The organism is Lyngbya sp. CCAP 1446/10 (genome assembly GCF_026130175.1).
In the GTDB taxonomy this organism is placed as follows: domain Bacteria; phylum Cyanobacteriota; class Cyanobacteriia; order Cyanobacteriales; family Microcoleaceae; genus Microcoleus.
In genome coordinates this window covers 49731-75707 of record NZ_JAIGNI010000003.1, presented here as the reverse complement: position 1 = coordinate 75707, position 25977 = coordinate 49731, and the positions used below count along the sequence as shown (strand labels likewise).

The 25977-nt window shown below is 46.4% G+C and carries 19 protein-coding genes and 1 tRNA gene; 5 read left to right on the top strand and 15 right to left on the bottom strand.

The genetic code is table 11. From position 1 onward, the window contains the following. Positions 1–491 precede the first annotated feature (491 nt). The 3 genes from K4039_RS02210 to ribBA all read right to left on the bottom strand — a co-directional run bounded on the left by K4039_RS02210 (position 492) and on the right by ribBA (position 5574). Complete coding sequence (locus K4039_RS02210) at positions 492–2228, bottom strand: ATP-binding protein (protein ID WP_265233483.1); 1737 nt, start codon at positions 2226–2228, stop codon at positions 492–494. Between the two features lie 160 nt (positions 2229–2388). Further along, on the bottom strand, positions 2389–3828 hold the full coding sequence (locus tag K4039_RS02205) for a pentapeptide repeat-containing protein (RefSeq protein WP_265233482.1): 1440 nt from the start codon (positions 3826–3828) through the stop codon (positions 2389–2391). A gap of 27 nt (positions 3829–3855) precedes the next feature. Then, entirely contained in the window at positions 3856–5574 is a 1719-nt protein-coding gene (ribBA, locus tag K4039_RS02200) for a bifunctional 3,4-dihydroxy-2-butanone-4-phosphate synthase/GTP cyclohydrolase II (protein ID WP_375339776.1), read from the bottom strand. A 576-nt stretch (positions 5575–6150) separates the two neighbouring features. Between ribBA and K4039_RS02195 the strand changes: the two genes are divergently transcribed. After that, positions 6151–7518, top strand: a complete 1368-nt coding sequence (locus tag K4039_RS02195) for a DUF4339 domain-containing protein (RefSeq protein WP_265233480.1) — start codon at positions 6151–6153, stop codon at positions 7516–7518. A 70-nt stretch (positions 7519–7588) separates the two neighbouring features. On the opposite strand, the gene K4039_RS02190 is transcribed toward K4039_RS02195, so the two are convergent. Continuing rightward, positions 7589–7661: transfer RNA gene (locus K4039_RS02190), tRNA-Phe, on the bottom strand. Positions 7662–7793: 132 nt separating this feature from the next. On the opposite strand from K4039_RS02190, the gene K4039_RS02185 reads away from it, so the two are divergent. Then, positions 7794–10532: a glycosyltransferase family 39 protein gene (locus K4039_RS02185; protein WP_265233479.1), complete on the top strand. Its 2739-nt coding sequence runs from the start codon at positions 7794–7796 to the stop codon at positions 10530–10532. A 9-nt stretch (positions 10533–10541) separates the two neighbouring features. Here K4039_RS02185 and cobO read toward each other — a convergent pair whose 3' ends face one another. From cobO to K4039_RS02165, 4 genes are all read right to left on the bottom strand, one after another. Further along, a complete protein-coding gene (cobO, locus tag K4039_RS02180; protein WP_265233478.1) occupies positions 10542–11177 on the bottom strand; it encodes a cob(I)yrinic acid a,c-diamide adenosyltransferase in 636 nt (211 codons plus the stop codon). A 59-nt stretch (positions 11178–11236) separates the two neighbouring features. Further along, positions 11237–11815, bottom strand: a complete 579-nt coding sequence (locus tag K4039_RS02175; protein WP_265233477.1) for a Uma2 family endonuclease — start codon at positions 11813–11815, stop codon at positions 11237–11239. 90 nt (positions 11816–11905) lie between these two features. Beyond that, positions 11906–12496, bottom strand: a complete 591-nt coding sequence (locus K4039_RS02170; RefSeq protein ID WP_265233476.1) for a Uma2 family endonuclease — start codon at positions 12494–12496, stop codon at positions 11906–11908. 145 nt (positions 12497–12641) lie between these two features. Beyond that, entirely contained in the window at positions 12642–13262 is a 621-nt protein-coding gene (locus K4039_RS02165; RefSeq protein ID WP_265233475.1) for a hypothetical protein, read from the bottom strand. A gap of 112 nt (positions 13263–13374) precedes the next feature. Between K4039_RS02165 and glp the strand changes: the two genes are divergently transcribed. Continuing rightward, positions 13375–14649 (top strand): gephyrin-like molybdotransferase Glp, encoded by a 1275-nt coding sequence (glp, locus tag K4039_RS02160; RefSeq protein ID WP_265233474.1) that lies wholly within the window; start codon positions 13375–13377, stop codon positions 14647–14649. 10 nt (positions 14650–14659) lie between these two features. Here the strand turns inward: glp and K4039_RS02155 are convergent, their stop codons facing one another. Then, positions 14660–14809, bottom strand: coding sequence for a hypothetical protein (locus K4039_RS02155; RefSeq protein ID WP_265233473.1), 150 nt, complete (start codon positions 14807–14809; stop codon positions 14660–14662). A gap of 3 nt (positions 14810–14812) precedes the next feature. Between K4039_RS02155 and K4039_RS02150 the strand changes: the two genes are divergently transcribed. Both K4039_RS02150 and rimM read left to right on the top strand, forming a co-directional pair. Further along, positions 14813–15445, top strand: coding sequence for a response regulator transcription factor (locus K4039_RS02150; RefSeq protein ID WP_265233472.1), 633 nt, complete (start codon positions 14813–14815; stop codon positions 15443–15445). A gap of 201 nt (positions 15446–15646) precedes the next feature. Beyond that, positions 15647–16294 carry a ribosome maturation factor RimM gene (rimM, locus tag K4039_RS02145; protein ID WP_265233471.1) on the top strand — a complete coding sequence of 216 codons (648 nt, stop codon included), beginning with the start codon at positions 15647–15649 and terminating at the stop codon, positions 16292–16294. A gap of 165 nt (positions 16295–16459) precedes the next feature. Here the strand turns inward: rimM and K4039_RS02140 are convergent, their stop codons facing one another. The 6 genes from K4039_RS02140 to ntrB form a co-directional block, all read right to left on the bottom strand. Further along, on the bottom strand, positions 16460–16921 hold the full coding sequence (locus K4039_RS02140; RefSeq protein WP_265233470.1) for a phosphate-starvation-inducible PsiE family protein: 462 nt from the start codon (positions 16919–16921) through the stop codon (positions 16460–16462). A 482-nt stretch (positions 16922–17403) separates the two neighbouring features. Continuing rightward, entirely contained in the window at positions 17404–17709 is a 306-nt protein-coding gene (locus K4039_RS02135) for an RNA-binding protein (protein ID WP_265233469.1), read from the bottom strand. 601 nt (positions 17710–18310) lie between these two features. Then, entirely contained in the window at positions 18311–20506 is a 2196-nt protein-coding gene (locus tag K4039_RS02130; RefSeq protein ID WP_265233468.1) for a molybdopterin oxidoreductase family protein, read from the bottom strand. A gap of 487 nt (positions 20507–20993) precedes the next feature. Further along, entirely contained in the window at positions 20994–22673 is a 1680-nt protein-coding gene (locus K4039_RS02125) for an ABC transporter ATP-binding protein (RefSeq protein ID WP_265233467.1), read from the bottom strand. Positions 22674–22777: 104 nt separating this feature from the next. Next, positions 22778–24808 carry a nitrate ABC transporter ATP-binding protein gene (locus K4039_RS02120; RefSeq protein WP_265233466.1) on the bottom strand — a complete coding sequence of 677 codons (2031 nt, stop codon included), beginning with the start codon at positions 24806–24808 and terminating at the stop codon, positions 22778–22780. A gap of 93 nt (positions 24809–24901) precedes the next feature. Further along, the gene (gene ntrB, locus K4039_RS02115) at positions 24902–25771 is read right to left on the bottom strand and encodes a nitrate ABC transporter permease (RefSeq protein ID WP_265233465.1); all 870 of its coding nucleotides are present in this window, start codon (positions 25769–25771) and stop codon (positions 24902–24904) included. Positions 25772–25977 lie beyond the last annotated feature (206 nt).

Below are 25977 nucleotides of genomic sequence, written 5' to 3'. Positions count from 1 at the left end.
ATTTTCAAACTGCGAATTTGAACGGGAATTTCCAACTTGCGATCGCCACGAAGCAACCGTTCTTTGTCTCAAAAAATACATAGTAAATTGGTAAAATTCCTTTAAAACCGATTATGACAGTCGAGAGTGCCGCCAGCGATTAATATAACTTAAACTCAAATTTTGGGTTTCCATAAAGTTAGAGACGATCGGGCTTTCCGACTCCTAGCTAGCTGCTAAAAAATCCTCAAACCCTTAAAAATTGTGTTTAAATGCCTAAGTTTTATTTATCTTAAATTTTGTGAAATGAGGGCTGAGGGTATGAGGGGGAAAACTCCTGGGCTCCTAGATGAGGGCTAATTTTATTTTACTGTCGAGCCTCGCACTTTCTAATTTATAACTCAGGCAAAAACCAGGTATTTCCGTCATTGCCAGCGATCGCCAATTGTTCGCAACGATTAATTTACAGTAACATTTGCCTAAGTTCTGTAATGAATCTAGCCGTTGTCAATCTAAAATCCCAGATCCATTTTAGCAGATTCTGCCTCGGCAAATACTTGTTCATCGGGCATTTCTTGCCAGTCGATATCCCCGATTTCCCTGTAGAATTGCTCATCATAGGGACGAGTCTGTACAACTACCGGCATCGGTACAGCGTGCCCCAAAACTAATGCTTGCTGTTTCGAGTCTAGTTTGGCCAAAACCGATCGCAAACTCTGGCCTCCTGAAACGCCCGTAAAGATAGCATCGATGTCTTTATCGTCGTTTAGCAAAGCTGTAATCCGCGTGCCGACTTGCGACATCACCTCGCCGTCGATACCGGAGGGACGCTGGTCTACAATTAGCAGAGTTACGAAGTATTTTCGCATTTCGCGGGCAATTGTACCAAAAATAGTCGATCGCACGATCGCTGGATCGAGAAAGCGGTGGGCTTCCTCAATGGTAATCACCAATGGTTGCGGGCGATCGCACGGATTTTTACTCTGCAAAAACTTCTCAGCTTTCCGCACATAAGATGCGTGAATGCGGCGAGTAATCACATTGGCTGCTAACATATACGACAGCAAATCCGAGTGCGAACCAAACTCAATTACTACATTTTTACCGCTATCCAAACACTGCAAAACTTCAGTTACATAATTTTTTGGACAGCGTTTGCGAATATATTTCAAATCATTTAAACGCTCTAATTTGCGCTGCAAAGCCATAATCGAAGATTTATTTCCCCGCTTTTCTTCGCAAAACATTTGGATATCTTCGTTGGTCATTTCCAACAACTTGTTAATCCAACCCTTGCCCAACTCATTGCGCAAAATAATCGCATTCTCGATACTAGCTTCCGACAAATTCAACTCCCGCTGCACTAGCGAGATATCTTCCACTTCAATTTCCTCGAAACTCAAAAATAACTCTTGAGCGTCACGGACACCCCGGCGTTTTGTCGATTCTGGATCGAGGGTATAAATCTGAATTTTATCGGGAAATAACTGCCGCAAACCTTTAACAGTGCTGAACTGTTTTCCTTCCGAAACTGCTTCCCAGCCGTACTCCGAGTGCATATCAAAAATTAGATTAACAGCAGCTTGTTTGCGAATAATTCCCGACAGCAGCAAGCGCGTCAGAAAAGATTTTCCTGTTCCCGACTTACCAAAAACTCCGTTGCTGCGTTCCACAAATCGGTCTAAATCCAAGCATACAGCCACGTCCATGTCAATCGGTTTGCCGATCGCAAAATTGCGGCGATAGGGGTCATCTTCCCAGCCAAAAACCGCTCGAAAGTCGGTTTCTTTGGCATCAAACACCTGGGAAAAGTGGCTGGGAATAGTTTTGACCGGCAGCAGTTCCATATCCGCACCACTTTGTGCCTCAAAAGAACCCAAATTGCCTAATGCCAACTTTTTATCGGGGACTCCGTTACCTGTTGGATTGAAGATTGCTTGAGATTTTTCTTTTTCCGCAGTCAGCATCAACATGGGCGCAAGCTCGATCGTACCGTAGGTGCTGCTACCGGCGAGGACTGCGATCAGAAAATCGTCGTTGGGGTTGGGAGGGTTGGATAAAATGCGTCCGCTGGATGTTCCGAGAGACACGTCGGTGAGCATACAGAAAAAGTGCGATCGCACCCCCCGCACTACTAGAAATTTCCCCACCCTCATATCTTCCACCGAAACGTCGGCGTGCAATCGCACTTCTAATCCCTTGCTGAGGGAACCTTGAATAACAGAGCCTAACGGTTTGTCATTAGTCATTTGTCAGTTGATTAGTTGTCAGTTGTCAGTTGTCAGTTGTTATTCGTTTATTTGTTATTCGTTTATTTGTTATTCGGCAATTATTAGCAACTAGCAACTGCCAACTGTTAACTGTCAACTGTCAACTGCCAACTGTCAACTGTCAACTGCCAACTGTCAATTATAATTCCGATGCTAATGGCCATTCAAATAAACTCGGATGCAGGTCTACATCGGTCAAATCCGTTTCGCTCAAATAAGCATCGGTCAAAGATACTCCTTTCAAACTTGCGCCTTTGAGGTTTGCACCTTTAAGGTTAGCACCTCTGAGATTAACTCGGAATAAATGAGCATCGCTCAAGTCTACCTCAGTTAAATCTGCTCCCTCCAAATTTACTCTCATCAAATCTGCTTTTCTGAGGTCAGCTTCGTTTAACTTCGCGCCGCTGAGGTCAGCTTTTGTCAAGTCTACACCTCTCAAATCGGCCCCACTCAAGTTAGCGAACAGCAAAGTAGCTCCGGTGAAATCTGTCTCCCTCAAATCGGCATCGCTTAAATTAGCGCCGCTGAGGTCGGCTCTGGTTAGGTCTACACCCCGGAGGTCAGAAGAACACAAGTTTACTTGGTGCAAAATTGCGCCGCTTAAATCGGCTCCTCTTAAGTCTGTTCCCTCCAAGTTTGCACCTTTGAGGTAAGCTTTTTTTAAGCTGGCTCTGCTGAGATCTACATTTTTGAGATTGACCGAACTTAAGTTAGAACCGCTCAAATTAGCTCCGCTTAAATCTGACCCGTTTAAGTCGGCTCCGGTTAAGTTTACCCCTTGCAGCGATACATTGGGAGCAATTAAATAAGCTCCGGCTTGACGGGGGTCAATGCCTTCTGAAAACAATGTTTTGTTGCTGTAAACAGCTTTTTCTAAAATGGTGCCGCTCAAACTGGCTTCCCTCAAGTCCGCTCCGCTGATGTTGGCTCCTGCTAAGTTTGCCCGATCGAGTTTTGCTCCGAATAAAATAGCTTTGTATAAGTTTGTCCGCCGCAAATCGGCTCCTTTTAAGTCGGCTTCGGTCAAATCTACCATAGCCAGATTTAAGCCGGGGAGCGAGGCATTGGGAGCTAGCAAAATTGCTCCCATTGCGCGTGGGTCAATATCGTCAGGAAAGATAGTCCGGTTGTTGTAGACTGTTTTGTCTAAAATGACGCCAGTCATCTGAGAACCGCGCAAATCTGCTCCGCTGAGGTTGGCTCTCGTTAAGTTGGCTTCCTGGAGATTTGCTCCAACTAAATTGGCCTTGATCAAACTTGCTTGTTTGAGGTTGGCTTGACTGAGTTCGGCTCCTACGAGAGTAGCTTCTCGGAGGACAGCACCGGTCAAATCGGCTCTGGTGAGGTTGGCTAAATTGAGCAATGACTCAGCTAAATCCGCCCCGCTGAGATTGGCGCCGGTGAGGTCGGCTTCGATCAGGTCTGCATACCTGAGACTAGCGTCGCTGAGGTTGGTTTCTCGGAGGTCTGTTCCCCTGAGGTTTGCTCCCCGGAGTTCTGCACCGCCGAGGTTGGTGCCTTTAAGTGCTTGTCCCCTGAGGTCGAGCCGGTGCAGAAAGTCACCAACGTTCATTTCCATGTCGATTTGCCCTTTCTATTCTTGACCCTAGCTTGACATTCCGAGGGCTGAATCGGGAATAGGGGAAAAACTATAGATTTTTTGAGGTTGAAGCCTCGCGCACGCGGACGCGACTTGTCCGAGGGGGAGGTTTTCGCGATCGAGCTGGACTTGCAGGGTTTTGAGCGGATCGCCACCGGAGGAAACAATGAATTCTAGTGTTTTCAAGTCGGATTCTGTGCTGATTTCTGCGAAAATTTGCCCGATCGCCTTGACGTAAGGATGATTTGTGTCCGAGTACCAGTCGGGGGCCGCGAGTCCGGCTTGATCGAAGCCTAGGTGAACGATGAGCGAGCCTTCTCCAAACAAAGCTATGCCCACCGGCCGCGCTTCTTCTTGCAGTAACAAGTCGTGGCTTGCAGCCAAATGCCGCAGTTGTTCTAAGTGTTCGTACCGATTTTGGATGGCAGAATCTTCCTCTTTTCCTTCTTCCCTCTTCCTGAATTTCCCCCCTTGGGGGGGGCAGGGGGGGGTTGACTTCTTCCCTCTTCCTGCTTCCTTCGCTGCGTTCCACTGAATCGCCACTGTGACTAAATAAGTTTGCAGCAGCAGATGACCGAGTTTTTCGGCTTTTGTTGCCAGATAGATCGAGTTGTAATCTGTGGCTTCTATCAGTAAGGGGACGCGATCGGCAACTTCAATGCCGTAACCTTTCAAACCAGCAATTTTGCGCGGATTGTTGGTAATCAACCGAATTTTTTGCACTCCCAAATCGTTGAGCATTTGTGCTCCGACACCGTAGTTCCGCAAATCAGCGGGAAAGCCCAACCGCTCGTTAGCTTCCACGGTATCGTATCCCAAATCTTGCAGCGAGTAAGCTTTTAGCTTATTTACCAATCCAATGCCCCGACCTTCTTGGCGCAAGTAAACTATGATGCCAGAACCGGCACTTTCGATCATTTTCAGTGCCGCTTGCAGTTGCATCCGACAGTCGCAGCGCAGCGAACCCAAAGCATCGCCGGTCAGACATTCCGAATGCACTCGCACCATCACGGGTTTGTCCTTAAATTCTGCGGGGTCGCCCTTGACAATAGCAACGTGTTCTGAATTGTCTTGAGTGTCGCGGTAGGCGTAAATCATAAAATCGCCGAATTCCGTGGGCAATTTGGCGACGGTTTCGCGGCGGACGAAGCGATCGTGCTTGAGTCGGTAGCTAATTAAATCAGCAATGCTGATGATTTTGAGATTGTGCGTTTTGGCATACTCGATTAATTCCGGCAACCTCGCCATCGAACCGTCAGGGTTTTGAATTTCGCAGATCACGCCACTGGGATACAATCCGGCGAGTCTGGACAGGTCAACGGAGGCTTCGGTGTGGCCGGCGCGTTTGAGGACACCACCGTCGATCGCCCGCAGCGGGAAAATGTGACCGGGACGGCGCAAGTCTTGAGGTTTGGTGTCCGGGTGGATGGATACTTGGATGGTGCGGGCCCGGTCTTCGGCGGAGATGCCGGTACTGACACCGTTGACTGCATCGATGCTGACGGTGAAGGCTGTTTGATTGTTGTCGGTGTTTTTGCTAACCATCAGGGGTAGTTCGAGCCGATCGAGTCGATCGCCGCTCAAGGCCAGACAAATCAAACCCCGGGCGTTCACTGCCATAAAATTGATATTGTCGGGAGTGGCGAATTGGGCGGCACAAATCACGTCGCCTTCGTTTTCGCGGTTTTCGTCATCTACTACTACCAGCATCCGACCTGCTTTCATGTCTGCGAGGGCGCTGTCGATTGAGTCAAATTGAAAGGATTGAGTTGGGGTGTTGTTATTTGGCACTGAGGACTTCAAGCTATAAACTGTATTGTTATCGAAATAGAATCTATTTTTGATTGTAACCTTTTGTTTCCGGCAGGGGATTGCCCTGTCCAGATAAGTTTGAAACCATTTTCGAGCTTTTATACTATAGATATTGCTTTTTGTCAATCAAAAAATGCCTGAGTATTTCGTGAGTTCGATCGAGATTGCGAGGCTTTTAGGGAAAGATCAGCACAATTATGTTTACTCTAAATCCGAATTTTTCCGATATTAATATGATTGTTATAGCGCGGTTGAGTTGTTGATTTAGCAATTATTACTCTAAGCAAAGCAGCGATAAGCGATCGGTTTTGAATTTCTTAGGCACGGTTTTGCGGCGATCAGCCTGCCCGGATGTAGCGCTATTCTTAAAACATGGATCTGTCTAAGAGAGGTGGCGTAATGAGCCAATGCTTTGTCTGAACACTAAAGCAATTGCCAGAACTCAAGTGTAGTGGGACAATAATTGAGATCCCTCCAATTGCCCCAATCATGAATAACTGGCCAAAGTTCCTCCCCTTTCCTGCATCATGGGGAAAAGGTTTTGCATTAAGCAGCGGTTTTTGGCTGATTGTTTCCTTTCTGCTGCCTGGATATTACTACTACTACTACAGATTTAGCACAGCGTACTGGTACATCATCAGAAATTCTGACTCTAAAGGCGCGATCGCATTTGCTTGGTTGTGCCAGATACCGTTATTTGCTTTCTACCATTGGGGCTTAACTAAAGTTGCCGAGTGGGTGGAAATCCGCCGCCACAACCAGCAGCCCACAGTAACAGTATCGGCTTGGCTGCACTGGAGGGAAGGGATTATCGCATTTCTGATGCTGCCGGCTGCAATCGTGATGGGAATTCCAGCGATCGCCTTTTTGATGCTGCCACTCAGGGACTCTTCGAGCAGGATTGTGGCTTTAATTATAGGAACTGCGATCGCATCTGCTTACTTATATCACTTCCGCTTTGCCAAGCTGCTTAAAATTATTCTCAAATTCCTATGGATTTTCTATGCAAACCTACTAAAAATATTTGAACTCCTGTTAGTTCCAACACTAACCGGTACTCCGTTTTTTCTGCTAACTGTTGCCACGACCGAAATCGTGCCACAAAAGCTACTGCCGCTAACAACCTTTCTGTTAGTTATTTCTGTGTTTCTAAGCGGCATCGTCGGATATGCAGCTTTGCAATATTGGTCAGCGCATTTAGTTAATTGGGCAGCGAAGTGGTGGCCAACTGACTTTCCTGGTAACAGTCGGATTCAAGCTCGAAAAGCTTGGAAACACAACAAAACAGCAGCCAGCCAATCTTTTGTGCGGCATACAACCAGTTGGCATTTAGCGGCTAATGATACTACGTACCTAATTTATTTCAATTTGAGCGCGATCGTACTCGGTGCGATCGCCATCAGGTTGTTTGGAGATCCGTCAAAATGGTCAGAAACAGGAAAAGAGATGTTAGGATGTGTCGTGGCGCTAGTTTGGGTGGCGCAGTGGCATTTCTGGGGTTGGCGTCGTGAAGTAGAAATTGCCAGCGGCGAGCCCTCAGCCAAAAAGCGATCGCCCAATCGTAATTTACCTGCTCCCGATCCAGTTGCAGTCGAACTCAACCAGCTTGCAGCGGAGTTAGGCGATGTTCGGATGAAGCCTGTCAGAAAACCGCCTTCAGCAACGAAAAAGCCTAAGTCACAGCAGGCTCAGTGGTACGTATTCCGCAGCGGTAAAGCCGAGGGGCCTTATACTAAGCGACAGTTGCGAGATGTGCAGCAGATTACCGATCGTACCAAAGTACGCGCGGGTGAAGCCGAATGGCAGCGCGCTGGTGAAATTCCCGAATTAGCACAATTTCTAACTCAAAAAAAATAAGGGGCGATCGCTTCATGTTGACCCGCATTTTACTTAAAAAAAAACCCTCAACATTGTGAGGGTTTTGCGATGCCAAGACGGAGATTTGAACTCCGGACACGTGGATTTTCAGTCCACTGCTCTACCAACTGAGCTATCTCGGCTTGTTTTTTCGCGCTTTACTATCTTAGCAGACACATACGGAATTTAGCAAGCACTTTTTCAAACTATTTTTTAGATCGCCGGGAACCGCCCACCTGTAAGCTAAAGCTGCAACCTAAAATCCAACAATCGCAATGGCAGTGCAACATCGAGACAGCCGGGGCAAGAGTATGCTGATCTTAGGCATAATTTGGCTGCTGGGGGCAATTAGCGATCGCCTCTGGTTTGCCCTCGATCGCTCGGTACCCGCCTGGGATCAAGCAGAATACCTCACTAGCACCCTGAATTACTTCCAAGCGTTGCAGCATCCTCTGTGGTTGTCTGGGGAGTGGTGGACAAATTTCTGGCTGCTGTCAACGAAGATTCCGCCCTTGGTGTACATTTTAACGGTGCCGTTTTTGCATATTTTTGGCGCTGGGGGCGATCGGGCAACCCTCGTTCATTTATTATTTAGTGCTATTCTGCTCGCCTCAGTCTACAATTTGGGCACCAAATTATTTAATCGGCAAGTTGGTTTGTGGGCTGCTGCAATTTGCGTTTTGTTACCGGGGCTTTATCGGTTTCGCCTGCAATTTTTACTTGATTTCCCCCTAACTGCTGCCATTACTTTTTGTTTTTATTGTCTGACAATGTGGAAGGAAGAAGGTTCGGCAGCGGATTTTGTAGCGGATGTAACGGATAGACTGAAGTTGGAAGAAGGAACTAAAAAGAAGCATAAATTCTCTCCCTCTTCTCCCCCTCTCCCCCTCTCCCAATCTCCCAATCTCCCAATCTCCCAATCTCCCCCTCTCCCCCTCTCCCCCTCTTCTTTCTTTTGGGCGATCGCCTTTGGGATTTCTCTGGGTTTATCAATATTAGTTAAACACACTACAGTATTATTTTTGTTTACGCCGATTCTGTGGTTGGCGGTTGGTGCAGTGCGGCAAAAAGCTTGGGGGAGATTAGCTCAATTAGCTGGTGCTTTGTTGCTGTCGGCGGCGGTGTTTGGCCCGTGGGCGAAAACCAATTGGCTGTTAATTTTGACCGGGGGAAAACGGGCAACGCTGGATTCTGCGATCGCCGAAGGAGATCCGGGCTTGAATACCATCGGTGCTTGGATTTACTATATTCAGCACTTACCCGAACAGGTTTCCTGGCCTCTGTTACTGATTCCCTTAGTTGGATTTATACTGTATTATTGGCTAAACAAAGCCGATAGTCAATCAATATTGTACCTTAACTCCTGTCGGTGGCTGGCGGTATTTTGGGTAGGAGCTTATTTAATTAATTCCCTAAATATCAACAAAGATGACAGATATGTGATACCTTATTTACCAATAGTCGCAATCTTTTTAGCCTACTGTTTAACCCTGTGGCCTCAACGTTGGGGAAAGCAAATTCGTTGGGGAACAATTGGCTTGGCAATTCTGGCGATGCTGTTTCATATCTGGCCGCTGGGAGGTGGTTTTGGAAATAGCTTAGTCCAAGTTTTTAGTCCCGGCAATTCCAGCTATCCTTACTTAGGGAAAGAGTGGTCACACCAAGAAGTAATTGCGGAAATTATCGAGACGGAACCTTATTTGCAATCGACTTTGGGCGTGTTGCCTTCGACGCCGGAAATTAACCAGCATAATTTGAATTATTATGGTGCTTTAGCTAATTTTCAGGTTTACGGGCGGCAGGTGGGAACTAATTTAAAAGAAGTGCCGCAGGATGTGCGATCGCTTTCTTGGTTTGTAACTAAAACTGGCCCGCAAGGTTCGATTCGGGAACGGATTAAAAAAGCTCAAAATGCAGCAGTGGCGACGATTGAAACTGGCGGCAAGTTTCAGTTGCAAAAAAGTTGGGTTTTGCCTGACAATACTAATTTGAATCTTTATCGCAAGCGATCGCACGCGGTGGAAGTACAGCCGTTGCCTGAAGCGCGATCGCAAGTACAATTAGAGCAAGTGACTGTCCTGGCAAAACCTGTTCCCGGTGTAGCGTTGCCGGTTACTTATATTTGGTCAGGGCCTTGGCAGCAGTTGCAGTCTGGTTTAGTGTTGTTAACGTGGCAAAATCAGCAGTCTGGTGATATTCCACCGGGACAGACTTTCAGGATTTTACACGATCGCGCGATCGCCCAGGGGACTTTGCATCCGGGGATGCTGGAAGCGGATAAATTTGCTGTGGGATTCCGAGTTGTCGATCGCACCGCGATGCTGACTCCTGCTAATATTGCACCGGGAAGTTACAGTCTGCAAGCTACTTATCTGAATCGCAAAACCGGCGAAACTTATCCGATGAAAGTGCCGCAGGTAACGCTTAAAATTGACGCTGAGCCTGCGGTTATTGCTTCCCAGACTCGAAGGGGGAGCGAAAATGAGAAAAACTTGAAAATCACCAAACAAGTCCCAGCAAACGAAGATATGCCGGAGTTAGATTTGGTGACTCAATTGCGGGAAATGGCAGTTAATTTACCGAAAGGATTGCCCGGTTTAGAACCCGTGTTTGAGGAAATTGGGCGCATCAATCAGTACGATCCAACTCAGGATTATACAGTGCAAGCGCAACAAGCGTTAGCATATCGGCTGAAGCAGGAACCGAATAATCTAGAATGGGCTTATGCTTTGGCATTTTCTACAGTATTGCAGCAGAATGTCGAAAGTGCGATCGCAGCTTTAGAAAAAGTCACCCAACTCGACTCTCAAAACCCCTATGCTTATGCTTATCTCGCCTTCGTCCAGATTTACGGTTGGCATCCCAAAGCCGCTGAAACTGCCTTAAAACCAGCCCTAGCCCTCAACCCCAACCTGCCAGAAATTAGAGTTTTAAACGGTTTAGCAGCCTTGATGCAAGGCAATCTCATCCAAGCGTGGCAAGATTTGCAATTCCTAAAACAGTTGAAAATCTAACAAGTAAGATTAATACTCAATACCTGCTTGAGCTTTAATGCCTTGTTCTCGAAATGGATGCTTAACCAAAGTCATTTCCGTCACCAAGTCGGCGCGTTCAATCAATTCTGGTGGCGCGCCTCGGCCTGTTAGAATCACATGAGAGTCTACTGGTTTTTGGTCTAAGCCTGCGAGCACTTGCTCGACTTGCAAATAACCAAGCTTTAATGCTATATTGACTTCATCTAGTAAGACTAATTTAAATTCGGGATTACAGATAAAAGTTAGAGCTTTATCCCAGGCTTTTTGAGCTGTTTCGATATCTCGATTGCGGTCTTGCGTATCCCAGGTAAAACCTTCACCCATTGCATGGAATTCTAGCTGATTTTCCCAGAGTTCAAAAACGGCTTTCTCTGCCGGTTCCCAAGCTCCTTTGATAAATTGTACTATGGCGACGCGGTAGCCGTGACCGAGCGATCGCAAAACCATACCCAAAGCAGCCGTAGTTTTGCCTTTACCGTTACCCGTATTGACAATAATTAAGCCTTTGTCTTCCGCAGCATTAGCAATTCGCTGCGCCTGGACTTCTTGTCGGCGCTGCATTTTTTGTTTATGCTGTTCGGCAGTTAAGCCAGTCGTCGTAGTTGTTTCTGTATTGGTTTCCATGAGATTTATTTTAACCGCAGATCAACGCAAATAAACGCTGATATATTTAGGATGTCTAGTTAAGCCCAGAGTGTTTGCAAGTTTAGCACGAAACCGGGCAAAATGTCTTCTCCTGAAAGTTCTGTCGGATATTCCAGAATTTCTGTTTCTTGTCCTTGGCGGTAGATTTCAACTCGGCGCGTTTTACGATTGATTAACCAGCCTAATTTTACTTGGTTGTCCATGTATTCTTGCATTTTGTCTTGAGTATCTTTTAAACTGTCAGTTGGTGACATTAACTCTAGGACAAAATCTGGGGCGATGGGAGGGAATTTTTGTTTTTGTTCGGGGGTGAGTGCATCCCATCTGTCTTGTTTAATCCAAGAGACATCGGGAGAACGATTTGCACCGCTGGGTAGTTTGAAACAAGTTGAAGAATCGAAACAAACTCCCAGTTTAGCTTGTCGGTTCCAAATTCCAAAATCAGTAGCTATTTCAAAATTGCTGTTTCCGGTTTCTCCTCCTGTGGGTGACATGACGGTGATTTCTCCTTTGGCGTTGCGTTCAAATTTGACATCGGGGTTTTGGCGACACAGTTGATAAAATTGGTCGTCGGTGATTTGGGCGATCGCATTAAAGTTAATGGTGACTGCTAGCATGGTATTTTAGAGGCTGCATTTGGATTATTTTAAGTGCAGATGAACGTCGATCGATGCAGGTTGTCTGTTCGCCAAAAAATCTTGTAAAACCTAATTTTGCATTACAGGCCAGACTGCTTGCAAGTTTAGCACGAAACCGGGCAAAATGTCTTCTCCTGAAAGTTCTGTCGGATATTCCAGAATTTCTGTTTCTTGTCCTTGGCGGTAGATTTCAACTCGGCGCGTTTTACGATTGATTAACCAGCCTAATTTTACTTGGTTGTCCATGTATTCTTGCATTTTGTTTTGAGTATCTTTGAGACTGTCAGTCGGCGACATTAACTCCAAGACAAAATCTGGGGCGATGGGAGGAAATTTTTGTTTTTGTTCGGGGGTGAGTGCATCCCATCTGTCTTGTTTAATCCAAGAGACATCGGGAGAACGATTTGCACCGCTGGGTAGTTTGAAACAAGTTGAAGAATCGAAACAAACTCCCAGTTTAGCTTGTCGGTTCCAAATCACAAAATCTGCATTAATTTCGGAATTGTAATTGCCGGTTTCTCCTCCTGTGGGTGACATGACGGTGATTTCTCCTTTGGCGTTGCGTTCAAATTTGACATCGGGGTTTTGGCGACACAGTTGATAAAATTGGTCGTCGGTGATTTGGGCGATCGCATTAAAGTTAATGGTGACTGCTAACATGGTATTTTAGAGGCTGCACTTGGAGTATTTTAATCGCAGATAAACCTCGATCGATGCAGGTTGTATAAATCGTAAAGTCGAAATGCTATTTTTGAAGCGGGAAGATTTTGGGAGATCCTTGTGCTAGCATTATATCACAAAGTTATTAAAACCTGTTTATCTGGTCGTAAAAAGCTTTTTCGAGGAAAGATTTGCAGACATACCAATAATAAAATGCAATATTGATTTCACTCAACAACTTAGGAACTCCTTCTAACATACTAGCTAATATTTTACTTTTTAAATGCAGCGCGTCCATGCCGATCGCAAAAAACAACAAGCCCAATCCAGCTAACAAGATTTTGTAGGGAGTAGACTTTAGTTCTCGCCGAAAAAACCATCCGTAGGAGAAGACAAAAATAGCGTACAGCAAACTAACTCCTAACTTGCGAATTCCCAAAGCGCCAATGTATAGATGAATCCTGTAAATTTCATTGATCAGAAATGCGCCTGTCAACAAAGCAGAGAACAGAATAAATCGATGTTTTGAAGGGCGCGGCTGCATAGTGTTAGCCAATCCATAGCTAAAGCTACAAACAATGACTGGTACAGCACATAATACTTGAAATGTGCGAGTTAATAAGGCGACATTGGGATTGGGGGAGAAAAAAGGGTGAAAAAATAAATCGCTGACTTGCAAGCCTGACAACTGAGTCAAGACAACCAGAAATCCCACCAGCAAGAGAGACAAACAATTGAGTCGAAAAGCTGAGCGAAAAATAGTCATAAGCGAGGGACAACGAAAGGAAAGTTTACCGCAGCCGAATAAAAAAATACTTTTCCACTATAGCTGCTGATTTGCTAAACTAAGAAGAGTCTTGTCAAACAGGGTGACACTGATGCTGTCAGTAAAAGAAGCAGAATCGATCGTTCTAAATTTAGCGCAACCCCTCGACAGTCAGCGGGATGTAGAAATTGTAGACTTGTTGGCAGCATCGGGGCGCATTTTGGCTGCATCCGTCACCGGTTCCCTCGATTTTCCCTATTGGGACAATTCGGCAATGGATGGGTACGCGGTGCGGTTTGCTGATGTGGAAAATTGCAGCGCCGAAAAACCAGCGGTACTTGAAGTAGTTGAGGATATTCCAGCGGGATATCTGCCTCAAAGTACGGTACAATCGGGCCAAGCAGCACGGATTTTTACGGGTGCGATGATGCCGGATGGTGCTGATACGGTGATAATGCAGGAAGAAACAAGGCGTGAGGGCGATCGTATTTTTATCCTAGTTTGTCCTGAAAAGCCGCAAGCATTTGTCAGGCACAAAGGCGCTTTTTATCAAGCAGGAACAACTTTGCTAACTCCTGGTACAATTATCAACGCCCCAGAAATAGCGGTATTAGCAACTGCACAGTGCATTCAAGTTCCAGTTTATCGGCGTTTGCGAGTAGCAATTTTTTCGACTGGTGATGAATTGGTATCGCCAGACGAACCTTTAGCACCGGGAAAACTGGTTGACTCGAATCAATATGCTTTGACTGTTTTGTTGGCGCAAATGGGATTTGAGCCGATTCGCTTGGGGATTGTTCCTGACAGTAAAGATGCGCTAACCAAGGCAATCGCTAAGGCTGTTTCTACCGCAGATGTGGTACTTTCGACTGGCGGTGTATCGGTAGGAGATTACGATTATATTGATCAAATATTGGCTAATTTGGGAGGTCAGATTCACATAAGCTCTGTGGCGATCAAGCCGGGAAAACCTTTAACGTTTGCTCAGTTTAAACGAGATGAAAAAAAATCCGATTCGCCGATTTCGAGTTCGGATTGTCTCTATTTTGGTTTGCCGGGAAATCCGGTTTCAGCTTTAGTTTGTTGTTGGCGCTTTGTTGTGCCTGCTTTGCGAAAGATGTCTGGGCTGGGCGCGGATGCTTGGGGCCCGGAGTTTGTGCGGGCTCGATGTGATGTTGAATTGCGATCACACGGCAAGCGCGAAACTTACATTTGGGGTAAACTACATTTAGTTGCCGGAGTCTGGGAATTTGAACCTGCTAGTGGCAGCCAAAATTCAGCCAATTTAATTAACCTCGCCAATACAACTGGTTTAGCAGTTTTGCCACCAACGGAAACCTGGGTTTGGCCCGGCGAATTCGTTGAAGTTTTAAAAGTTAGTCAGTAGTCAGTAGTCATTAGTCATTAGTCATTAGTTTCATAATCGGTACTCTTTTTTTATTCTTTCCTCCCTCTTCCTTCTTCCCTCTTCCTTCTTCCCTCTTCCTTCTTCCCTCTTCCCTCTTCCTTCTTCCCTCTTCCTTCTTCCTTCTTCCCTCTTCCTTCATATTATGAGAATTTTAATTGTTGAAGATGATCCGATGATGCAACTGGGATTAGAGCAAGTTTTAGCCGATTCCCCAGAAATAGAAATAGTAGGACAAGCAGAAGACGGTTATTTAGGTGTAGCAGCCGCACTGAAACTAAAACCTGATATTATTGTGATGGATATCGGTTTGCCGCGACTGGACGGTATAGCAGCGACGCAGCAAATTAAAGCACAACTGCCGGAAGTTCGAGTGGTAATGTTAACTTCTCATACGGCTGAAACTGAAATTATTGCTGCCCTTTCTAGCGGGGCTGATGCTTATTGTATTAAAGGTGCTTCCGTAGATAGGCTGTTAGCCGCGATTGCAGCGGCAGCAGAGGGGGCTACATATCTTGATCCTCAAATTGCTCGGACTGTCATCGAACACCTCAAACCGCCGATGCCTGCCTCTACAACTACTTTTGGTCAGTTGTCACAGCGGGAATTGGAAGTGTTAAGATTAATGGTGGAAGGTAACAGCAATCCAGAAATTGCCGCGGCGCTTTATTTGAGCCCAAATACTATTAAAACTCATGTTCGCGGTATTATGAATAAGTTGGCTGTGGATGACCGCGTGCAAGCAGCCGTTGTAGCGCTGAGGACGGGGTTGGTGTAAAAAAGAAGGAAGAAGGAAGAAGGAAGAAGGAAGAAGGAAGAAGGAAGAAGGAAGAGGGAAGAGGGAAGAGGGAAGAAAGAAGAAAAATAATTCAACGTTTTTCAGTTACCAATTCGCAATTCGTAATTCCCAATTCCCAATTCGCAATTCGTAATTCCAAATTTTCACGATCAATTAGTAGCAATTTGAGTAATAGAATCTATGTCTGAGTGGATAGAAATCGGTACAATTGTAGCAGCTCAAGGTTTGAATGGGGAATTGCGAGTCTATCCCGATTCGGATTTCCCGGAAAGGTTTATTGAACCGGGAAAGCGGTGGCTTTGGCGCCCGAAGAAAACTGAACCGGAACCGATCGAGTTTTTGGGTGGTCGCTACATTCCGGGCAAAGGGTTGTATGCTGTAGAGGTGGAGGGTATTGAAGACCGCGATGGTGCTGAAGCGCTGCGGGGCTGTAAGTTATTCATCGAAAAGGGCGATCGACCTTACCTCGAATCTGATGAGTTTTACGTGCAAGATTTGATCGGTATGGAAGTTTTTAACCAGTTAACCGGGGAAATCTTAGGTAAGGTAAGTGATATTATTCCCGCAGGTAACGACCTTTTAGAAGTAGAAACAGATTTAACAGCGCCGGAACCTGTCGCCCCAGGATTAGAAAAGCCAAAACGCCCTGAAACTCCCAAAGCAAACGCTGACCCCAGAAATACCCGCAAACCAAGGAAAATCCGCGTTAAAGAACCTAAATCAACGAAAATTTTGATTCCTTTTGTGGAAGAGATTGTGCCAATTGTTGACTTGGAAAAAGGCAGAATTGAAATTGTTCCTCCTCCTGGTTTGTTGGAAGACATTTAGACAAGACGGCGGTTGAAACCGCCCAGTCTTCTACAAAATAAAGGAAAGGATTATTCAGGCTAAGCCGGATTGGGTATTAATTATTAACAATGCCCAATGCCCAATCCCTCCGCTTCGCTTCGCCCAATGCCCAATGCCCCAATGCCCAATGCCCAATTTCCAATATTAATCATTTGATTTATTTGCGTATCGCACTATCAAGTAACTGATGGAAAGGGCGAAAATTGCCGCCGCCAAACCAATCAAGTCGGCTGCGGTTTTTTTTTCCAGGTCAAGAATGATGATTTTTCGAGATACTGCTATCAATGAAGTTACAATAACCAGCTCTACTTGAATTACGTGCTTTTTGAGATAAGCTGTAATATTTTCTAATATTTCCAGAGCAATTAAAACATTTAAAAACAACCCAAATATGACAAACAACGTATCTTTTAACAAAAAAGTCTCATGGTCATTAAACAATTCTTTTGCTAAAAAAAGCAGCAAATCGCAAACGCTGACCATAATTACCAAAATCATCGCCAGCGATAAAATTTTCGATATTATGACTTCTACACTTTCCGCAAAATGAAGAAAGTCTTCATCGCTACCTAGCTTAGAAATTTGCCTAAATAGTTTTTTCAGCATACCCGTGATTTAGTAATCATTCATTCATTGATGATTCTGTCATCGTTTGGTGCACTTGGCAATCCTGAAACTCTATGATTGCTTGTTTCGTTGTGCCACCAGGGCTGTGGGGAAGCGGGTTCTCTCTACCCGTTATATTTCAATACAGTTCATTTAAGAACAATTTGGCTGCCAAGAGAGACTTGTATCTCCCACACAATCGTGAAATTTAATTCGTTCGTAAAAAAGCGCTAACTAAACCGTATTGCGTTATATTTTACAGTTTTTCGCATCAGCTAGGAATCGATCGCACACCGTCGAACTCCTGATTAATAAATTTTTTCCATAAAAAATCCTCAAACTATTGTCTAGCAATATTTTGAGGACTTTAAGACGCGGTACGATCGCAGAACTAACTATCTATTCTCAACAAAGAATGATTGTTGACTGCATTTTCGCCCTGTCGAACACACGGTTAAGCTAAATTTTTAGCTTGGGTGGGTTTAGTAACGGCGAGAAGAGCGGTCGTTGTTGCCCCAGTTACCGCTGTTGGACGAACCACGTTCTTCACGGGGTTTTGCCTTATTGACCTTGAGGTCGCGACCCATCCACTCAGCACCGTCAAGAGCCTCAATGGCTGCGGTTTCTTCTGCTTCAGTAGACATTTCTACGAAAGCGAAGCCACGCATCCGACCTGTTTCGCGGTCAGCAGGCAATTGAATGCGCTTTACTGTTCCGTACTCTGAAAAAGTTTGGCTGAGGTGCTCCTGCGTTACTTCGTAGGATAAATTGCCGACATAGATTGACATTGAACATTCTCCAGAATCGAGGTTGTAGAGATTTAAATCCGGAGGAACGCCGATCGAACGAACTGTACTGCCGAAAATAAAGCCTTATAAAAATATCATAGCACCTATAGGTGCAAACTGCAATTTTTTGATCCGCTCGATCGACTAAAAAAAAGGAAGAAGGAACCAGGAAGAAGGAACAAGGAACAAGGAACAAGGAAAAACCCCGAATAAAGCAGGAAAAACCAGAAAAAATAAATTTAATTTTCTTGATTCGCGAGCTCTGCCGCAGAACGCAGCTTGTCGGGTGCTTCATTCAGTTGACAGTTGACAGTTGACAGCGACCTCTACCTCTACCTAGAAGGAAAAGGATTGGAGTAATGAATAGTCTGATTTTAATTTCTCGCCTTTAAGGATTCCGGCTTTAAACCAATTCTTTCTGGTAAAGGCTCACAATTCCTTGATGACCGTAGAGCACCCCGCGATTGTGCCGTACTCTAGGGCCCAGAAACCGGGTTTCTTGACAAAAAACTACGATTTTACGTAATTCTGTGGCAAGAAACCCAGGTGATGAGATTGGTGCCACTATGTGAGTTTTAAGATACCAAATTTGGACAGTAGCTCAAGAATTGACGGTGACGGTGGATTTTGCCCAATTAAACTCCCCAACTTCTGTAGCAACTTCTTCGACAACTTCCGCCCCAGTTTCTGCCCCAACCAACACTAACTGCACCGCACAAGCTTTTAACTCGGGCTGTTTAGAATCTGGACAGCTTGCAGCATGAGTCATGGCATTGGCTTCAGCACTTTCTGCCCACAGAGAACCCCAGTGCATCGGTACAAATAGGGTACCAGGGGCGATCGCCTTTGTGACTTTTGCGGGAAACTGCCCCTTGCCGCGGCGCGATCGAACTTCTAGCAAATCACCCTCCTTAATTTGCAATTTAGCAGCATCGCGGGGGTGAATTTCCAAAAATGGAGCGGGGTGCAATTGATTAATTTTGTCAGTTCTCCCCGTGCGCGTCATCGTGTGCCAGTGTCCGTAAACTCTGCCTGTCGTCAACACAAACGGATAGTCTGGATCGGGAGGTTCTGCCAGTCCCCGCGAGTGATAGGCCGAAAATCTCGCCCGCCCGTCAGGAGTGTGAAAACGCCTGTCAGTATACAGGCGTTTCGCTTCGTTGGCTGGATGCACAGGCTCATTTTCGGGACAAGGCCACTGCTGCGGGCCTTGGAGGCGCAAATACTCGTGGCTGAGGCCTGTCATGTCGCAAGGTCTGCCCCCTGTCAACTGCACGTACTCTTTGTATACGTCAGCGCTGCTGTCGAAAGCAAAGTGTTCGGCAAAACCCAAGCGGCGGCCGACTTCTGCGAAAATCCGCCAGTCATCGCGCGCTTCCCCGGATGGTGAATCGAAACCGGGACAAAGCGTGACGCGGCGTTCGGAATTCGTCATCACTCCAGTTTTTTCGCTCCACTGCGTTGCTGGTAGTAAGATGTGGGCGTAGGCTGAGGTTTCCGTGGGATAGTAGGCTTCTTGATAAATGGTAAAGGGCGATCGCAACAAAGCAGCTTTTGTCCGTTCCAAATCCGGCATACTTACTACCGGATTGGTGGCTGCAATCCACAGTAACTCGACATCGCCAGTTTCCAAACCGGTGATCATATCCCAAGCAGTGCGGCCGGGATTTGGGGAAATACTTCCCGGTGCGATTCCCCAAAACTCCTCGACTTGGGTTCTGTGTTCGGCATTTTTCACAAATCGGTATCCAGGCAATAAGTGAGAGAGTCCTCCCGCTTCCCTACCTCCCATCGCGTTTGGCTGGCCGGTCAGGGAAAACGGGCCGCATCCCGGTTTGCCAATTTGACCGGTCATCAAGTGCAAATTAATTAGCGATCGCACCTTTGCCGTGCCTTCCGACGACTGATTGATGCCCATCGACCACAGCGACAAAACCCGCTGCGACTGTTCCCAGTAGTTAGCCGCCGTTTCTAATTCGCTGACAGTAATGCCGCAGCGCGAGGCTACAAACTCCGGCGTGTAGCTGCTAATAACTTCAGCAAAAGCTGAAAAATTCGCCGTGCATTCTTGAATAAAATCAGGATCTATTGCTTTCCTGCGCAACAGCAAATATGCAATTCCGTTAAGTAAATCTATATCCGTACCCGGTTTAATTGCTAAGTGCAAATCCGCCGCTTCAGCAGTCGGAGTCCGCCTGGGATCTACCACAACCATCTTGACATTTGGATGCTTTTTATGGTACTTTGCTAACCGGTTAAATACAATTGGATGGCATTCCGCTGTATTGCTGCCAATAATAAAAGCGCAATCTGTTAATTCTAAATCGTCGTAACAGCAAGGTGGCCCGTCTGAACCAAAACTTTGAACGTATCCCGAAACTGCTGAAGACATACACAAGCGAGAATTCGCATCAAAATTATTAGTGCCCAGACAACCTTTCATCAGTTTCTGGGCAACATAATAATCTTCTGTAGCAAATTGACCCGAACCGTAAACGCATATAGCATCGGGGCCGGTGGTGCAGCGAATTGTTTGGATGCGGTTAACAATGGCATCGAGAGCTTCGTCCCAGCTAGCGCGGCGAAACGGTTGGTCGAGAGAATCTCGGATCATTGGATAAAGTAGCCGATCGCTCCTAATGGACTCTGCTACCGTTGCTCCCTTAATACAAACCATACCCTGACTCGATGGGTGATTGCGATCGCCCCGAACTTTCCAAGTTTGTTTTTTGTCGGGAACAACTTCTAGACCACAACCTACACCGCAATAAGGGCAAAGAGTTTTTATAGTTTCCATCTGGTGATTTTAGATGCTAATTTTTGAAAGCTAATGCATAATTCGTAACTCGTCATTATAGTCGGAACTGAGGGCTCCGGCAAACAATGTATCAATAATTACGAAGTTACCGCAAAAATGCTTCACACAAGCGGAAAATACCCTGATTTTAAAGTAACCGCTATCTTACTGAAACTCGCTAGCGATCTCGATTGTCGCTAGCTTTTCCCCGCTCCTGAATCCCCTCAAACAGGCTCAATTGATACCTAACCAAAGCACAGGGGATTTAAGCCCCCACCTTTAGGTGGATTATTTTTAGGCAGGGGCTTAAATCCCCTGCCTAAAAACTTCGCTGTCAACTGTCAACTGTCAACTGTCAACTGTTAAGGTTGTTCCCCCAAGGGATGGAGGGCTAGCAGGATTTTTTGCAGGACTCAGACAGCGGGCTGGTCATACTTTTGAGTTAGTTGTTGATACCAATCTGAGATTGAGTACGGGAAGATGTTGTCTATTTCGCTGCTTTAACTTCTAGTACGCCATTGTTGGTGGGGCTAAAAGTTACTTGGAATTCAGCCGTTTTTTGAGCGTCTGCTGTGGCACCGGTAGGAATTTGCAAAACTGGCAGAGGAGTTTCTTTCACGAAATCTTTAGCTGCTTTATTTGTGGGATCGAATTGTAGGATATCGCCGTTTTGTTTCACTTTGACCCGATAAGTCAAACTTTCGGTAAATGTCGGAGTTGTCTTCCAATTATCGTTAATTTGTGCATACAACTGCTGTCCGATCGCATCGAGTTCGGCTTGGTCAGAAATCCCTGATGTGGCACTGGTTGCTGCCTTGGGATCTGCGACAGCAGTTGCTGCAATCGGTGCAGGGCTTTCAGTAGCAATCGGTGCAGGACTTACTGCAACAGGTGCAGGGCTTCCAGTAGCAATCGGTGCAGGGCTTCCAGTAGCAATCGGTGCAGGACTTACTGGAACAGGTGCAGGACTTACTGGAACAGGTGCAGGAATTGCTGCAATCGGTGCAGGGCTGGGGGGAGAACTCACAACCGCCACCGGTGGTGCAGTTTCTGCTAGTTTCGCTTGCTTGAGTTGGCTGGAAACAGCAGATACATTGACGGCAGCTAAAGTCGCCATTGCTACCAACCACGAAACTGCCAGGATACCGCCTTTGATCGGCGAGGCTTCTAGGGGCTGTGCAGCATGAGGCACAAAGGATACAGGTGGCATCTGTCTGTCAGCAACCGCACGCTTTTTGCTAGCAGGTAATGGTAGCATGACTGCTGATGTGTCTGACTCCGTTGTATCCTCTTCGTGGTGGGCGTAGCGAGAGAATAGGAACTCTAAAGCAAAGTTGCGCAGTTCGTAGTATTTCGGGTCTTCCATAATCCGCGTGCGGTTGCGGGGACGGCTGAAGGGAATGTGCACATCTTCGCCGATCGAAGCAGCCGGGCCGTTGGTCATCATCACGATACGATCGGCTAAAAACAAAGCTTCATCAATATCGTGAGTAATCATTACGATCGTAATTTTGTACTCGCGCCAAATTTTCAGCAATTCTTCCTGCAACTCTTCCCGCGTAATCGGGTCTAGAGCTCCGAAAGGTTCGTCCAAAATCAACAGTTTGGGGCGAGTTGCTAGGGCGCGGGCGATCGCAACTCTTTGTTTCATCCCCCCGGACAATTGGCCTGGTCTTTTGTTGCAAGCTTCGGTGAGCCCCACTAATTCCAAGTGATCCTGGACGATCTTATTCTGTTCGTCTGCGGACTTGTCTGCGTAGACAGTTTCAACGCCGAGGTGGATGTTTTCAGTAGCAGTCAGCCACGGTAGCAGCGAGTAGTTTTGAAACACCACCATGCGATCGGGGCCTGGTTCAGTAATCCGTGCACCTGCGAGAGCAACTTCTCCGCTTGTCGGCCCGTTGAATCCGGCGATCATGTTCAGCAAAGTTGATTTGCCGCAGCCGGAGTGACCGATCAAACAAATAAATTCGCCTTCATTAATCGTCAGGTTTACACCGTCGAGAATCACGAAAGGGTTTTCGGGTTCTTTAAGGTTTGGGTAGACTTTCGATACATCTTTAATAGTCAAAAAGCCTGGTTTGTCCGTTTGAATTTTCGTTGTTTGGGGCGTTTTGAGAGTTTGCATATTTTCAGGAGTGAGATTTTGGCTTGGGGGATTAGACATGAGAAATTAGGATTGAGAATTTTGAATTATGGTGTTAGAAAGTAGGAAATGTGGAGTAGTGCTTCCTGATTAATTGCTCCTCATTCCCTCTTCCTATTTTCTGGTTATGCAGGTGTTTTAATGGAACACTGACTGCCTATTTGTTCAATTAAAATTTCTTCAATGCGGACGTTACGCTTGATTTTGACATTCTGAAGATAGTCGATCGGGTCATCGGCATTAAAGACAGTGCCGTCAAATAGCTCGATCGTCCGACGAACTCTGGAAATATCCGGTAAACCCAACTCGCGCACTGCTTGACCGAAGACATCGGGCCGCAAAACTCGATCGACCACTTCCACCCAGTTTTTTGGGAACGGAATCAGTCCCCAGCGGGCCATCTGCGCCATCACCCACACCATTTCTAGGCGGTCTGGACAATTGGTTTGGTCAACGTAAAACTGGTTGAAATTGTAGAGCATTTCAGGTTCTGCCTCCGTACCGGAGTTGTAGGGGTCGAGGAACCCCGGACGGATGTCTTTCGGATCTGCGCCGATGTATTGTTCTTGGCAAATCAATTGTAGAATTTCTTCGCGGTTACGGCGATCGTCGCAGTAGTCGCAGGCTTCCAAAAGCGCTTTGACGAGGGCGAGGTGGGTTTGAGGATATTTCTGAGCCCAATCTTCGCTAACGCCGAGAACTTTTTCGATGTGTCCGGGCAGAATATCGAGGGAACGGGCCATGACAAAACCGGTACCGTCATTGACTGCTTTGGAGTTCCAGGGGTCGCCCGCGCAGTAGCCGTCAATGTTGCCTGCTTTTAAATTCGATACCATCTGCGGGGGCGGAATCATGGTCAAGGCCACATCTATGTCGGGGTCAATACCGCCGGAGGCCAGCCAGTAGCGGAACAGCAGATTGTGCATGGAGGCGGAGTGTACCATGCCCAAGGTATGTACCGTGTCGGGGGTGTTGGCGATCGCAGCTTTGAAATCCTCTAATGTCCGAATGCCTTGTTTGTAAAGGTTTTTGCCGAAGATAATCGAGTTGCCGTTGCGGGACAGGGTTAAGGCGCTGTTGACTGGCACCGGTTCCTCTCCGTCCATACCTAACAGCATGGCGATCGGCATTCCTGCGACCATTTGCGCGGCGTCCAGCCGTCCTTGGGCGATGCCTTTGGCAATTTCTTTCCAACTAGGTTCGCGGCTCAGAGTGACTTCTTCTAAACCGTGGGCTTTGAAGAATCCTTTTTCTTTGGCTACGACTAAGGGCGCGCAGTCGGTGAGGGGAATAAAGCCGATGTCGAGGTTGACTTTTTCTAGGCCGTTGCGGGCGATCACCACGGCTGGGGCTTGTTGTTTGGCCCGGCGCTGTTTCACCCGTTTTTGCTGGTTGAGGAAGTAAACCATTTCGTTACGCAGCGCGTAGTAACTCGGATGGTTGACAACTTCCATCCGCTTGCGAGGGCGGGGAATATTCACTTCGAGAATTTGCCCGATTTGTGCTTCCGGGCCGTTGGTGAGCATGACAATGCGATCGCTCAACAACAAAGCTTCATCCACGTCGTGAGTTACCATCACGCTGGTGACTTTGCTTTCCTCGCAAATGTTCATCAACTGGTCTTGCAAACCGCCGCGAGTTAAAGCATCAAGAGCACCGAAGGGTTCGTCTAGCAGCAGCAATTTTGGGCGAATTGCCAACGCGCGGGCGATCGCAACTCGTTGTTTCATCCCCCCAGAAATTTCGCCCGGACGTTTATTGGCTGCTGCCCCAAGTCCGACCAATTTAATATGGTATTCGATTACCAACTCGCGATCTTCTTGAGAGTTACCACTGTAAATTTCATCTACTGCTAGAGCAATATTTTCGCGGACTGTCAGCCAAGGTAGCAGCGAGTAATTTTGAAACACCACCATTCTGTCCGGGCCTGGATCGCGAACTTCACGCCCTTCTAAAGTAATCCCGCCCTGACTTGCTGTGTCGAGTCCAGCGATGATATTTAGCAGTGTGGATTTGCCGCAGCCAGAGTGTCCGATTAAGGTGATGAATTCTCCCTTTTTAATTTTAAGTTCGATATTTTTTAGAGCGATGTACTGCTCGCCATTGGGCAAGTTAAATACGCGATCGACGTGATCTACTTCAACAAGTATTGACATGGCTATTTTAGGTTAGTTTGTAATTTGTAAATTAAGTCACTGTAGGCTGTAGGGTGCGCACTGCGCACCTTACCTTGTATTGTCAACCAAATCCTATTTCTGTTCTTCAGGAACAACTTTGGAAGCGATGAAACCAACGATTCTGTCTAAAATCAAACCTACAATTCCTACATAAAGCACTGCCAGAATCACGTGGCTGAGTCGAGAACTGTTGTAAGCGTCCCAGATGAAGAAGCCGATGCCAACGCCGCCGACTAACATTTCCGCAGCTATGATCGCCAGCCAAGACAAACCGATACCAATTCTCAAGCCTGTGAAGATGTAAGGAACTGAAGACGGTAGCAGGATTTTCCAGAAATATTTTTGGTTGGGGAGGCGCAAGACGCGGGCGACGTTTCGGTAGTCTTGAGGTATTTGTTGAACGCCTACTGTGGTATTGATGATTATCGGCCAAATTGCTGTAATCAAGATTACGAAAAGCGCCGAAACTTCGTTAGCTTTCATCCCCATATTTTCAAAGGGATTGAACTGTTGAAATACGGCCAGGGCGATCGGCAGCCAAGCCAGGGGCGGGATAGTTCTGAATACTTGAAACAGCGGGTCTAAAGCATTGTACATTAAAGAGTTTGTGCCGATCAATATCCCTAAACTTATGCCGAGAATTGCTGATAAAGTAAAGCCAATCGCCACCCGCTGCAAGCTGGCCGCCAGTTGCCAAAATAAGCCTTTGTCAATCCCACCATTGTCGAAGAATGGATTGGTAATTAAAGTCCAGCTTTCTTGGACAACTTTAATCGGGCCGGGCAAGGAGGAACCATCACCGTGGCAAAGGATTTGCCAGATTGTGAGCAAAATTGCGATCGCGACTAAAGGTGGAATGATTTTTTTGCGATTTTTTTGCACCAAATCCAGAACGAAATTTACCGGATTTTTGCTTTTAGAAACAGAGAGGTTGGTTGCCATTTTTCTATTTACTGTGAGGAATTAGCAGTGAATTGATAATTGCTTGTAGATGCTTTTACCTAGTGAGTTGAAATTTAAGATTTGATATCTTCACTCCTGGACGCATTTAGTATCAAAGCAACCGGGCTTTTACCTATTTTCCGGGCTATAACAAACAATATTCGTAAAAAACCCAGTTTCTGACCCAGTGCGTAACTCCTGAGTTT